Origin of the sequence: Psychromonas sp. SA13A (assembly GCF_011378715.1) — a bacterium.
In the GTDB taxonomy this organism is placed as follows: domain Bacteria; phylum Pseudomonadota; class Gammaproteobacteria; order Enterobacterales; family Psychromonadaceae; genus Psychromonas.
Genome location: NZ_WTKU01000003.1, coordinates 195,401 through 208,726, shown reverse-complemented (window position 1 = coordinate 208,726; position 13,326 = coordinate 195,401). Strand labels below are relative to the sequence as shown.

General features: G+C 37.6%; 10 protein-coding genes. 3 read left to right on the top strand and 7 right to left on the bottom strand.

Annotation, left to right across the window (positions count from 1 at the left end; genetic code table 11):
- Positions 1–45 precede the first annotated feature (45 nt).
- Entirely contained in the window at positions 46–1,047 is a 1,002-nt protein-coding gene (locus GQR44_RS04955) for an ABC transporter substrate-binding protein (protein ID WP_166369856.1), read from the top strand.
- A 129-nt stretch (positions 1,048–1,176) separates the two neighbouring features.
- On the opposite strand, the gene GQR44_RS04950 is transcribed toward GQR44_RS04955, so the two are convergent.
- From GQR44_RS04950 to GQR44_RS04940, 3 genes are all read right to left on the bottom strand, one after another.
- The gene (locus GQR44_RS04950; RefSeq protein ID WP_166369854.1) at positions 1,177–1,800 is read right to left on the bottom strand and encodes an alpha-ketoglutarate-dependent dioxygenase AlkB; all 624 of its coding nucleotides are present in this window, start codon (positions 1,798–1,800) and stop codon (positions 1,177–1,179) included.
- A gap of 112 nt (positions 1,801–1,912) precedes the next feature.
- Positions 1,913–2,761: a DMT family transporter gene (locus GQR44_RS04945; RefSeq protein WP_166369852.1), complete on the bottom strand. Its 849-nt coding sequence runs from the start codon at positions 2,759–2,761 to the stop codon at positions 1,913–1,915.
- 280 nt (positions 2,762–3,041) lie between these two features.
- Positions 3,042–4,145: an alkene reductase gene (locus GQR44_RS04940; RefSeq protein WP_166369850.1), complete on the bottom strand. Its 1,104-nt coding sequence runs from the start codon at positions 4,143–4,145 to the stop codon at positions 3,042–3,044.
- A 468-nt stretch (positions 4,146–4,613) separates the two neighbouring features.
- On the opposite strand from GQR44_RS04940, the gene GQR44_RS04935 reads away from it, so the two are divergent.
- Positions 4,614–4,796, top strand: coding sequence for a CBS domain-containing protein (locus tag GQR44_RS04935; protein WP_166369848.1), 183 nt, complete (start codon positions 4,614–4,616; stop codon positions 4,794–4,796).
- 198 nt (positions 4,797–4,994) lie between these two features.
- On the opposite strand, the gene speB is transcribed toward GQR44_RS04935, so the two are convergent.
- From speB to GQR44_RS04920, 3 genes are all read right to left on the bottom strand, one after another.
- The gene (gene speB / locus GQR44_RS04930; RefSeq protein WP_166369846.1) at positions 4,995–5,963 is read right to left on the bottom strand and encodes an agmatinase; all 969 of its coding nucleotides are present in this window, start codon (positions 5,961–5,963) and stop codon (positions 4,995–4,997) included.
- Positions 5,964–7,874, bottom strand: coding sequence for a biosynthetic arginine decarboxylase (speA, locus tag GQR44_RS04925; protein WP_205962964.1), 1,911 nt, complete (start codon positions 7,872–7,874; stop codon positions 5,964–5,966).
- A gap of 637 nt (positions 7,875–8,511) precedes the next feature.
- Complete coding sequence (locus GQR44_RS04920) at positions 8,512–9,789, bottom strand: hemolysin family protein (protein WP_166369844.1); 1,278 nt, start codon at positions 9,787–9,789, stop codon at positions 8,512–8,514.
- Positions 9,790–10,188: 399 nt separating this feature from the next.
- Here GQR44_RS04920 and GQR44_RS04915 point away from each other — a divergent pair, with 399 nt between their 5' ends.
- Positions 10,189–11,898, top strand: a complete 1,710-nt coding sequence (locus GQR44_RS04915) for a hypothetical protein (RefSeq protein ID WP_166369842.1) — start codon at positions 10,189–10,191, stop codon at positions 11,896–11,898.
- A 406-nt stretch (positions 11,899–12,304) separates the two neighbouring features.
- Here the strand turns inward: GQR44_RS04915 and GQR44_RS04910 are convergent, their stop codons facing one another.
- Positions 12,305–13,135, bottom strand: coding sequence for a transglutaminase family protein (locus GQR44_RS04910; protein ID WP_166369840.1), 831 nt, complete (start codon positions 13,133–13,135; stop codon positions 12,305–12,307).
- Positions 13,136–13,326: the final 191 nt, after the last annotated feature.

The window sequence follows — 13,326 nt, the reverse complement described above, 5'->3', positions numbered from 1 at the left end:
CTCAATTGATTTCACGTAACTTTAAAATAGAAAAGGGAATAAACTATGAAAAGAACGCTAATCACACTCGCAACGGGTGCTGCTTTATTTGCATCAAGCTTCAGCGCTAGTGCAGCAGATAAACTTACATTACAGTTAAAGTGGGTAACACAAGCTCAGTTTGCTGGCTATTATGCTGCATTAGAGAATGGCTATTATAAAGATGAAGGTATCGATCTTTCGATTAAACCCGGTGGACCAGATATTGCGCCAGCTCAAGTATTAGCTGGCGGCGGTGCAGACGTGATTATTGACTGGTTACCTTCTGCATTAGCAACACGTGAAAAAGGTTTACCAATGGTCAACATTGCGCAGATTTATAGTCAATCGGGCATGATGCTTACCTGTTTAAAATCAAGCGGAATTAAAACATCTAGTGATTTTAAAGGGAAAACATTAGGCGTTTGGTTCTTTGGTAATGAATACCCATTTTTAAGCTGGATGTCTCAGTTAGGTTATCCAACCACTGGCGGTGACGATGGCGTAACGGTATTAAAACAAGGCTTTAATGTTGACCCAATCTTCCAAGGACAAGCTGACTGTGTTTCAACCATGACCTACAACGAATACGGCCAAATCATGGATGGCGGTTTAACACCAGAAGAGCTTGTACTGTTTAAATATGAAGATGAAAAAGTAGCAACGCTTGAAGATGGTTTATACGTATTGGAAAAAGATCTAAAAGATGAGAAAAAAGTAGAAACATACGCTAAATTCTTAAAAGCTTCTTTAAAAGGTTGGAAATGGGCCGCTGAAAACCCAGAGAAAGCCGCAATGATCGTATTAGAATATGATGATACAGGTGCACAAACAGAACATCATCAAACACGTATGATGACAGAAGTTGCTAAACTATTAGGAACTGGTGATAGCATGGGTTACTTAGATCCAGCGGCTTACGAGCGAACGGTTAATATTCTACTCGGTAGTGACTCTGCTCCGGTGATCACTAAAAAACCAGTAGGTGCTTATTCGCATATCGTATTTGATAAATACAAAGAGCTTTAGTCCTTCTTTACAAATGAAGTTACGCTTAATTGCAATCTGTGTAATATTTGATTAAAAGCGACTTAAAACACCGAGCCTAATACGTTCGGTGTTTTTGTTTTAACCGATTGCTATTTAATCGCCTATTATTTAATAGTTCTGATCAATGGTACGAAATGTCAAATTAATACGTGCTGTAGTGACTTTTTTAGTCGGTGGTAATCGATGTAACCAGTGAGTTTGGGTTGCGCCTTTCATGACTAATAAACTGCCATGTTGTAAGAAAATCGACTTCGTATCTTGGTTTACTCTATGTTTAAAAGAAAACTTACGCTCTGCACCAAAACTTAATGAAGCAATTGCCCCATTCTTTTGTAAATCAGTTTCACTGTCGTTATGCCAAGCCATCCCTTCTTCACCAGTACTATAGAGGTTTAATAAACAAGAATTAAATTGATGCCCCGTTGCTTCTTCTACTCTCTTTTTTAATACTAGCAGTTCAGGCGTCCAGGGTAAGGCCACTTTCGTCATATTAGAATAAGTATAATTAAAAGATTCATTAGCATACCAAGCGACCTTCCTCTTAGTCACAATCACTTCACCTAAAATATTTGCTTGGTCATGTTTCCATTGAATGGTGTTAAGCAAGATATCAAAGAAATAGTTCGCTTCGTCAAAGGGGATTAACAGCCCATGGTACTCTACTATCCCATCGTAATTAATAATGTTAATCGGCGACTCTTCTAGCGCTGAAAATAAGTCTAGATTGTACATTCTATTTCCTCTTTTAAAGCAAACTAATCACTAAGCTAATATTTACAAAACTGCGCTATTTTCTACAATACTTCACTATTTCCTACAAAACAGCACTATTCTCTACAAAACTTCAGTATCTTCTAGAAAGCTTAATATAAAGAAATAACGACAAAAATATAATAGCAGCCCCTATCAGCTTTTGTGTTTCAAGTATTTCTCCAAGCACCAGCATACTCATGAGCAGTGTCCAAATGGGTTCTAAAATCATGATTAATGCGGCGGTTTCGATCTTAATTGAAAGTTGTCCCATGGTTTGTAATAAATAACGGATTGAAGTCGCAACAACAGCAGAAATAACGAACCAAACTATCACGTAATTGGTTAATTCAAAATGAGCTTGTTCGCTAAACACAGCAAAAAGTGCAGTAAAAATACCTACCGTCAATAACTGTATAAAGATAGAGATAAGCGGTTTAACACTGCTGGACATCTTTTTATTAAATACAAAATGCATAGACAGTAACGCAGAAGCAAGTAAAAAACACCATTGGCTTTTCTCTACCTGCCAACCATTAGACAGTGTCATCAACATCATGCCAGCAATCGCAATAGGTAACGCGAACCAGAATGCTCTGCTAGGACGTTGACGAAAAAACAACCATGAAGTAAAAGGCGCAATAATCATCGCTAAACTCATGATAAAGGCCCCTTCAGAGACGCTTGCTGTAATAGACATCGCATATATCCAGACCTTCATTGAAGCGGCTAAAATAAGGCCAACGGAACACACTGATATAACTTGTTTGAAGTTTAAGCGTAATACTTTTTTGTAACAAAAAGGAAATAAGATAAGACTCGCGAACAAAAATCGAACCGATAAAAAGATGTCACCCGGTACTGACTCAATCACTATTTTAGAAGCAATCCAACCAACAGCTGCTAGCAATGTAGCTAATAATAAATGAAACTCTCCGCGCATCGGTTTTCTCTTTTTAGTTGTTTTATTTTTACGTTTTATAAACACAAAAAAGCAACCAGACTGTTCCGTAAGGTTGCTTTTAATAAACTGAATGACTAGTCACGCTAGTTTAACTGAGTCACAAGAATTAGCTTAACTTATTTGCAACATTCAGATTAACCATGCTTAGATTTATTCTGGTATAGCTTTTTAAGGAATAGCTTTCTAAGGTATAGCTTTTTAAAGTATAGTTTTTAAGGTATAGCTTTCTGAGGTATACCTTTTTAAGAGATAGCTTAGCTTACTCAGGCTGACTATATTCAGGATAATCCGTTAAGCCTTTTTCAGCTCCACCGAATAACGACTCTGGATCATGAGCTGCTAATGGGTATCCATTTTTTATACGATTTGGTAAGTCGGGGTTAGACACAAATGGCCGTCCAAAACCAATCATATCAGCCAATCCACTTTTAATAGCTTGCTCGCCTTTTTCAGCATCATAACGTCCCGCGTAAATTAATGTACCTTGATAAGCTGCGCGAACATTTTCTTTAAATAATAAAGGTGTTTCAGGTGCATCGTCCCAATCCACTTCTGCAATATGAATATAAACAACATTATGCGTATTCAATAATGCAGCGGCGGCGCTATAAGTTTCAACGGGCGTTGCATCAACCGTACCATTTAATGACGTAAACGGGGCTAAACGAACACCCACACGCTCTGCGCCAATAGCTTCAGCCATTGCAGCAACCACTTCACCCAGAAAACGCAGACGATTTTCAATACTGCCACCGTATTCATCAGTACGATTATTGGCATTTGAATCAATGAATTGATTGATTAAATAACCATTGGCAGCATGAAGTTCAATACCATCAAATCCCGCTTCAAGAGCATTCAGTGCCGCTTGACGATATTCTTCAATAACAGCTTTAATATCCGCTTTCGTCATTTGACGAGGTTCAACTACATCAACAAAACCAGGCGCGCCAACACCGTCATCAACAAATACTTTTACATTTTCAGCTTTTAAAGTAGAAGAAGAAATCGGTTGAACACCACCCGTGTTATCTGGGTGTGATACTCGACCAACATGCCAAAGCTGAGCAAACATAACACCGCCTTTTTCATGTACGGCATCTGTTACTTTTTTCCAACCTGCGATCTGTGCTGCACTATAGATACCCGGTGTCCAAGCGTAGCCTTGACCTAATGCAGAAATTTGTGTGCCTTCACTAACAATAAGCCCTGCACCAGTGCGTTGTGAATAATACTCAGCCATTATTTCATTCGCTTCATTCCCCGGTTGAGTAGCACGAGAGCGTGTCATCGGTGGCATCACAATACGGTTTTTTAATGAAATGTTGCCTAATTGAAGTGGTTGAAAGAGTAAATCTGTCATTATAATTTCCTTTAAAAGTTATTCAGCTTGGCATTAAGATTCACTTTGAATCAATTCTGTTTGATATTCATCGGAGTCTTTATTAAAAGTAATATGAGTGATTCCATCTTTAATAGTGCCGAGTCACTTTTTTACCTGTTGCATTTACCTTGCTGCAAGCTGCGTAAATACCTTCAACGCCAAGCGTAATGATTAATTATGAAGCGCAGTATCGCTTCGATAGGTAGCAATATACGCCTTCCTATTGATACATTAAAATTATGATTAATTATCATAATAATAATTAAACGTTATACATGTCAGCTCAATTAACGACTGCTCTGCGACTCATTAACCTCATTAACCTCATTAACCTAGCTTGCCCCAGCCCTATCTGTATTAATATTGTTTTGAGATGAAAAGAAATAAGATGAGAGAAAATAAGCTCAAAGCGAAGTACAGCCCCTTGCAATAAATCAAGTAACCATTATGCGTAAAGAAGTATTAAGTGTTAGAGCAGATCAAACGATTTTCTCATTAGCTGAAAAGATGGTGGGTTCTCAACCAAAAACTTATCCTGTTATCAACGAAAACAATAACAAAAATAATAAAGTGGTTGGTGTGATATCTCGCCGTCGTGTATTAAAAGCATTATTAGATAACAATTTTTAATGACGTTTAAGATGACTTTTCGGCAGACTAGCAGGCTAATATAGTTTACTAAGTTGGTTTATTAATCAGTTAATTAAACGGCAGATTCAACTTAGAAGTGCATAACGTCTATTTACAGGATTTTTTAAAATCCTGCCGTAAATAGACGCTGTATTAGAAAGTAAATAGCAGTAATGCTAAGTAAGTACCAAGCAAATGCTAAGCAGTGACGTTAGACGCGTTCAATTTGTTAGCTGTCCAAACGTACAATAACTCTAATGCAATTGTTGCAGCAGCAAGCGCAGTGATCTCGCTTTGGTCGTAGGCTGGTGACACTTCAACCACATCCATACCCACCAAATTAATCCCCTGCAGAGCTCGAATAATCTTTAACGCTCTATCGGAGCTAATACCACCACAAACAGGTGTACCCGTACCCGGCGCAAAAGCAGGATCTAAGCAATCAATATCAAAGGTTAAATATACCGGTTTGTCACCGACAATCTGTTTAACTTGAGACACAATCTCATCAACTGATAAATCATTCGCTTGCATTGCATTAATCACATTAAAGCCATGACCTTGCTGTTTATATTCAGTACGAATACCAATTTGTACCGACGACTTAGGGTCAATCAACCCTTCCTTAGGCGCATGGTAAAACATCGTGCCGTGGTCATAACGACTGCCGTTATTGTAGGTGTCCGTATGCGCATCAAAATGAATTAATGCCATCTCACCATGATGCTTCGCATAAGCACGTAACAAAGGAAGCGTAACAAAGTGATCGCCCCCTAAGCTCAGCAACATTTTACCACTGCTTAGAATTTGATCCGCTGCAGCTTCAAGGCGTTGTGTCATGTCTTCTGCATCACCACAATCAAATACTAAATCACCGGCATCAATCACCTTAGTATGATCAAACAGTTTAAATTCCCATGGGAACTTTTTACTTTCCCAGGATAAATTAACCGATGCGCGGCGCACAGCATCTGGGCCCATACGCGCACCCGAACGGCCTGATGTCGCCATATCAAAAGGCACGCCTAACACCACTACATCCGCACTTTCTGCCAATGGCTCTTTCGCTAAAGGATTTTTCACTAACGGACGACGCATAAACGTCATCGCATTAGAATATAATGAGTAATCTTCTTTGGTGAATAAATCGTTAAAGGATGCCGACATTTAAAAACCCTCTAAGTAAGTGTAACCCGCTAAACCTTGCTCTAACTCGTCTAAAATACTTTGCTGCTCTTCAACCGATATACGCGATGATGCCAATGCACGGTAATTATCACGAATCGCTTCAACGTCGATGTGTACGTATTTCATCACATCTTCAACCGTATCACCTTCATTAATCGATTCTATTTCCCATCCACCCTGCTCATCCACATTAACCACGACGCTGTGCGTGTCGCCAAATAGGTTATGCATATCACCTAAAATCTCTTGATAAGCCCCCACTAAGAAAAAGCCCATTAAGTAAGGTTTATCAGCAGACCAAGCTGGTACCGGTAAGGTCGTTTCAATGCCTTGACCATCAACATATTGGTCAATCACACCATCAGAATCACAGGTGATATCTAATAATACGGCGCGACGTTCGCCCGCATTCTGTAAATTAGACAGCGGTAAAATTGGGAATACTTGATCAATTCCCCACGCATCTGGTACTGATTGGAATAGTGAAAAGTTAACAAAGAACTTATCCGCTAAACGCTCGTTTAAATCATCTAAAATAGGACGATGAAAACGGTTTTTAGTACTCATTTGCGCACTTAATTCATGGTAAATGCGTAATGCAACTTGCTCACCCCAAGCGCGTTCTTGCAAACTTAATACACCCGTCGCAAATTGATTATGTACTTCTACAATGTCGCTTTGTGTATCGTTGTAAATCTCAATTAACGCACGGTCATCACTGCCGCCAGATAATAAGCTCCAGTTATTCCACATGTTTTGTAGTAATAACGAACCAGGTTCAACCGGTGCTTCAATTACTTCTGGTTTGTAAGTTTCTGCACCAATAACATTGGTGATTAACACCGCGTGATGCGCTGTTAATGAACGACCAGACTCAGAAATAATCGCAGGTTTAGGTTGATCATAAAGATTACAAATATCACTAATCGTGATCACAATATTACGTGCATATTCCGCTAAACTATAATTCATTGAATTATGAGATTGGCTACGTGTTCCATCGTAATCTACCGCTAAACCACCGCCGACATCTAAATAATCTAATGGCACACCCATCGTACGTAATTCACAATAAAAACGTGCCGCTTCACTCACACCATTACGTACATCACGAATATTCGCCATTTGCGAACCTAGGTGAAAATGTACTAGTTGTAATGTATCTAATTGATTTTCTGCTTTTAAGCGTTCAACAACCGTTAATACTTGAGCAGCAGCAAGACCAAATTTAGACTTTTCACCACCACTTGATTGCCATTTACCTGCGCCTTGAGAAGCTAAACGAATACGCAAGCCCATACGCGGTTTAACGCCTAACGAACGAGCTTCTTCTAACACTAAATCAAGTTCAGATAATTTCTCTAATACGATCAGTACTTTATGGCCTAGTTTTTCACCAATTAATGCTAAACGAATATATTCTCTGTCTTTGTAACCATTACAAACAATCACTGAACTGGCTTTATGCGCCAACGCTAATACGGCTAATAATTCAGGTTTACTGCCCGCTTCAAGCCCAAGTTGCTTATGCTCTAATCCAGCTTGGCTTGCTAAAATTTCATCAACCACTTCTTTTTGTTGGTTAACTTTAATAGGGTAAACCAATAAGTAACGATTATCGTATTCAACTTCTTGAATTGCTTGGTTAAAAGCATCACAAATATTGTGTACACGTTGGTGTAATATTTGTGGGAAACGCACTAAAGCAGGCATGCTTAAATTACGCTCAGCCAATTGCGCTGCAATGTCACTTAATGCAAGTTGATGATCACTGCCACTGCGCGGTGAAACATACACCTCACCTTGGTCGTTAATCCCATAAAAACCTTGGCTCCAATAACGAACATTGTATTCCGCTCGAATGCGTTCCATATCAGTTGAATGTTGCAAATTTAGATCTCTCAATAATAATGTAGGAATAATGATGACTCAGTGAACTGAAATCACAGCTCGATGGCCGCCTTTTTATTTTTCTAATTAACAGGAATTAAATAGAATTAAAAACAATGGCTATCGCACAATTTATGCCGCGGATTATTGGGTAATAACGGCATCACGTCTAGATAATAATTTTGTGTTGTTTAACAAAAAAAATTGAACAGATAGCTAGTTCAACCATTTTTATTGATTGAAAACGCCAATATAGACTAAAAATCAAGCAATTTAAGAAAATAAAAGTAATTGATTTAAAAAGCGTTATACAAAATAAACACACAAAAATGACAGGTTAAACTTACAAAAAAAGTGATGCTAAATAGTGTGTAAAATAAGAAGAGAATGGGCTGGATATAAGCGCACAATAATAAAATTTATTTTGTGCGCTTATTGTGTGATTGCTGTGTGGTGATGGTTATGTGGTTATGTGGTTATGTGGCGATGGTTATGTGGTTCTAGATATGTACTCGTATCTATCAAACAAGTTAAATGAACTACTTTATCTCTCAACAACTGGTTATTGAGAGAGTGTTTAACAAAGAAATCCGCGGAAATAACGGTGTTGTATCGCTTTGCTTATCCAGAACAGAGGTTACTTAAGCTTAGTCACCAGAATTTGTTCAACACGAACACCTTCCAGATCCAACACCTCAAACTTGTAACCTTGGTGGGTAAAATGGTCGGTTCGTTTAGGTAAACGTTTCAGCGTATAAATCATAAAACCAGCAATCGTTTCATATTGAATACGATCAGGAAACTCTTCAATCGCCAGGCAACGCATCACTTCATTAATTGGCGTTAAACCCTCAATCAACCAAGACGAATCATCCCTTTGTACAATTTGCTCTTCATCTTGATGCGTGATCAATTCACCCATAAAGCTGCTCAACAGATCTTTTACCGTCACAATACCTACTACAGTGGCGTATTCATTAACAATCACCGCAAAAGGTTGAGTCGCCACTTTAAAGGCATTCAATGCTTCAGAAAGCGTCAATGTTTCAGGTAAGTAGAACAAATCTTTATCCACCTGTGTCGGGTGAATTTGTGCCAACTCCCCTTTTAACACTAGGCGTAAAATCTCTTTTGATTCAATACTGCCACGAATTTTATCCAAGCCACCATCACACACTAGAAAGTCATTATGAGGCTGTTCAATAATTTTCTTGCTGATTTCATCGCTACTATCATCTAAATCAAAAAAGATGATCTGGTCACGCGGAGTCATCACACTGCCGATGGTGCTAACTTCTAAATCAAACACGTTACCAATCAATTGATATTCTTGCTTTTGCAAACTGCCATCTTCCGCGCCCGCATCCATCATTGCGATAATATCTTCCGTTGTCACCAACTCCGTACGCTCGGTAGGAATACCAAACAAACGCAGCATAATATTAGTCAGGCCGTTAAACAAAAACACCGCCGGCATTAACAAAAAGGTTATCCAGCGCATCAAGGACACAATACGAATAGCCACCGCTTCCGGCATAATAATAGCCAACCGTTTAGGTAATAAATCAGCAAACAAAATAAACAAAGAAGTTAAGCAAATAAAAGAAAGGACAAAACTGACTTCACCCAATAACGGGCCTTGATAAAACAGACTGACCATCTTACGAATATAAGGAGTTAATGCTTGCTCACCAATAATACCGCCAAGAATAGAGATACCATTTAATGCAATTTGCATCATCGCAAAAAAGTTACCGGGTTGCTGTTGCAGCTCAATCACATCAAGCGCTTTAGCACTGCCTTCATCCGCCATCACACGCAGCTTAATCTTCCTAGCCGCCGCAACCGAAATCTCCGACATAGCAAATAAAGCACCCGCTAGTATTAATAAAACAATGCTCAACACATCACTCATCTTCCAACCCTTTCATCACACCATAGCCACCCAAATTGATGACTATTTAACACATTCTCAACACGCTTAAACAAACCAATGAAGGCGGTATAGCGCTAAATTAGCCGCATTATAGAGCGAGTTTCAAGTTCGACAACGGTTATTTTTTAAAATATGAAAATCCATCAACGTGGTTGGGTTAAGTAATTGAATCTATTTGGTAATTAGGAAGTTAAATATTGTGAGTTGGTTGTTTCAGTAGCCTTTACTAAGAGATGATTATTAATAATGAAGCTATGGCTTAAGAAGATCTGCCCCTGTATTTGATACTATTTATTATTGCTTCCATTGAACGGTACTGATACTTTAATTTAATGATTAATAGAATTTCTTTTAATACTCAAAAAGTTAAAGATAATTATGTCGCAAACAACTGAACAAATATTAGCATTACTTAAGGACGACTCATTTCCATCAATGGTTATACTTGATGGCGAATGGGGAGTTGGTAAAACCCATTACATTAAAAATGAATTAATACCAATTCTCGAAGTTAAAGAAAAAAAAGTTATTTTCTTTTCTTTAACTGGATTATCTAATATCGATGACTTTAGAGATAAATTAATATCTTCAGTTTATTTATCGGAAAATTTAGATCCAAGCCTTATAAATAAACTCAAAGACAGTGCTTTTTCTATATTAAAACATACAAGTGAAGGTGCTGGGACGGTAGCATCTATTCTCAAGGGCTCAACCGGCGCAGTAAAACATGCGATGTTAAATAGAATTGCAGATGTCACAGTAATACTAGACGATCTAGAACGTGTTGATAATGCTGATTTAGAAAAAATTATCGTAGGTGAATGCCTACAACTTATTAACGAAAAAAACCTAGAGTTTATTTTTGTTATGAATGGTAAGAAAGCAAAAATTGATAAAGCGATGGTTGAAAAGTCTTTTTCTGATCGCGTCTATTTTCAGATAACAAATCAAGAAATATTAACAATTGCATTTCAAAACTGCGTCTACTTTGACAAGTACCAACATATCATTGGACGAGAAGTTAACACACTAAATTTTAGCAATCTAAGGGCACTAAAACGCGCTGCCAATAGGTTAGCAAATATTCACAGAATAATAACCAATGATAAGATTATTGATGTTGATCCAAGTATGGAATTAATAATTAAAGACGTTCTACGAATTTCTTATTTACATTATTGTTTGGGAAAAAGTTCAGAGGAAATAATTAAAGGCCTAAATGATCAATCTAGATTAGACGTCATACTTAATCCAAGTAATCCAAAAAAAGATAATCAAGAAGATGAGTTTACGAAATATAGAACGATCAACGTACCATCAAAAAAAATTATCGAATATTGCAGCGGTAAAGCACACCTTCCCCCGTTAATAAATGAATTAGGTAGATTACCTATTAAAGATGATCCAATCGACAAGCTGATGTTTTCAAGAGGTTATACGTTATCAAAAACTGAGTTTTCTGATTCGGTACAAAAACTAGAAGAATTTATTTTTGAAGACATTGAGGTACCGATATCGAAATGGTTTGAAGGCTGTGATTTCTACCTTTATTTATTAGATCAAGAATTTATAGAAGGAGATAAAATAGTTTTTCTTAATCAAATTTCAGATTTATGTGAAGAAAAGAATTTTGACCTACTTTCTTTAGAAAATAGGCACCAATCATTGAAAATTTATACACAGGTAATACTTGATAAATTTAATAATCAAAAAGAAATATCGACGATTAAAAAAGTAGCAGAGGATAATGACTCACTTTTTGAAAAAATTAAAAAATCATGGGTAGAGACAGATATCGAAATATATAATAAATTCCAACACGATGACTTTATTAATAAATACACTTCTGAACAATGGTTTAAAGTCATTAACAACTGGTCAATTAGAGATATTGGAGAGTTTGCTGATTTTCTTTTCAACAGGTATAAATCAATCAATATACGTGATTTTCTTGGGAATGAAAAAAACACTTTAATTGAACTATTAAATTTATTAGAGCCGGAGATAAAGATAATCCAGCCTTCTCAGAAAAAAGGCACCTTACAATTATTAATAAATGCGGTTAAAGCAGGAATAGAAAAATTATGATTACACACTGCTGAACAATAGGTTCAAATAAAACATGACTCAGCGGCTACAACTTCCCACCGTTGAGTTTTCTCAAGTCATCAATTCTTTTCAACAAAGCCAAACAGGACGTTTGGCTTAAGTTCATTCAGCACATGACCGGTGAATATTCCGTATGGACTGATGCGTTGAGAAAGGAATTTATTACTTGGATCAGAAAGCGAATCGGTGTGCCTTTTTCTTTGCTATTTGTAGCTATATTTTTATTTTGGGCAAGTAAAAGAAAGTCACTCGCCACAAGGGCGAAACACCAAGCAAACAATAATTAAAATAACTGCATGAGCGCAGACAAACATTAACCCCATATCTATAAACTTCACAGCTACATAGCTACCTAATAAAATAACAACATAACTAAAAAGCTAAACTACGCCGTCGATACTGGTACACCATCACTATATAAAAAAGACGGATCTGCAGCATCCGCCTGAACATTAATTGACAACATAGTTACTTGACCAACAATATTCGCAAATGACGCATCCGCTGCATCAAGGCCAATCCCCGCCCTAACCAACCCACTAATGGGTGCCATACGGGTTGCATCAAAAAGATACCAACGATCTTCCAAATAAACTTCAAAGAAACCATGAAAGTCTGGCGGCTTTAATCCAACCGCATAACCCGACACATAGCGTGCGGGGATCCCCAAAGCACGACATAGCGCAATACTCACATGTGCAAAATCACGACAAACACCCGCACGCTGAATGAGCACATCACAGGCACTTGTCGAGCTATCTGTACTGCCCGCAACATAATCAATATGCGTATTGACCCAGTTACAAATTTCCTGAACGCGCGAGTAACCACTGGCTAACTGACCAAACTCTTTCCAAGCAAAGCGCCCTAATCGGTCTGACTCACAATAACGACTCGGACTTAAAAAAGGCAGAACGGCAGCGGGTAGCCTTTTATGTTCTACTTCATTTAAATAAAATACGCGTTCTATTTCTGGTGATAATTCGACGCTGGCATTATATCGAATGCTAAGTTCACAGGGATCTGTTTGTAAACGTAAACCACGACAACCAAAATCATTTAGTTGAAACCATTCACTGTCGATGGAAGGAGAGATAATAAGATTTTCTTGTAGTGTTTTTTGATGCACAGTATTCGCAGCTGCGATGTTAAAAACAAAGCTTGAGGGGGATTCGACGGTATAAATAAGCTCTGAAGATATATTGACTAAATACATAACAGACAACCTCTAATGGATGTTCGCCATAACAACCAATAAATACAGATAAACCACCCTGTATCATTGAATCTTTTATCTAATTTAAACAAAATTCTCCTGTCTACATTAATTGATTTAACTCACCGAGTATATGCGCAATAAGTAATGAAAGCCTTTCATTTTTAACAAAAAAATAAAAACACCTCCTA

Bases quoted from the DNA above. Each gene is read 5' to 3' on its own strand.
- GQR44_RS04945 (WP_166369852.1), bottom strand. From the start codon at position 2,761: ATGCGCGGAGAGTTTCATTTATTATTAGCTACATTGCTAGCAGCTGTT.
- GQR44_RS04935 (WP_166369848.1), top strand. From the start codon at position 4,614: ATGCGTAAAGAAGTATTAAGTGTTAGAGCAGATCAAACGATTTTCTCA.
- GQR44_RS04940 (WP_166369850.1), bottom strand. From the start codon at position 4,145: ATGACAGATTTACTCTTTCAACCACTTCAATTAGGCAACATTTCATTA.
- GQR44_RS04955 (WP_166369856.1), top strand. From the start codon at position 46: ATGAAAAGAACGCTAATCACACTCGCAACGGGTGCTGCTTTATTTGCA.
- GQR44_RS04915 (WP_166369842.1), top strand. From the start codon at position 10,189: ATGTCGCAAACAACTGAACAAATATTAGCATTACTTAAGGACGACTCA.
- GQR44_RS04920 (WP_166369844.1), bottom strand. From the start codon at position 9,789: ATGAGTGATGTGTTGAGCATTGTTTTATTAATACTAGCGGGTGCTTTA.
- GQR44_RS04950 (WP_166369854.1), bottom strand. From the start codon at position 1,800: ATGTACAATCTAGACTTATTTTCAGCGCTAGAAGAGTCGCCGATTAAC.
- GQR44_RS04910 (WP_166369840.1), bottom strand. From the start codon at position 13,135: ATGTATTTAGTCAATATATCTTCAGAGCTTATTTATACCGTCGAATCC.
- speB (WP_166369846.1), bottom strand. From the start codon at position 5,963: ATGTCGGCATCCTTTAACGATTTATTCACCAAAGAAGATTACTCATTA.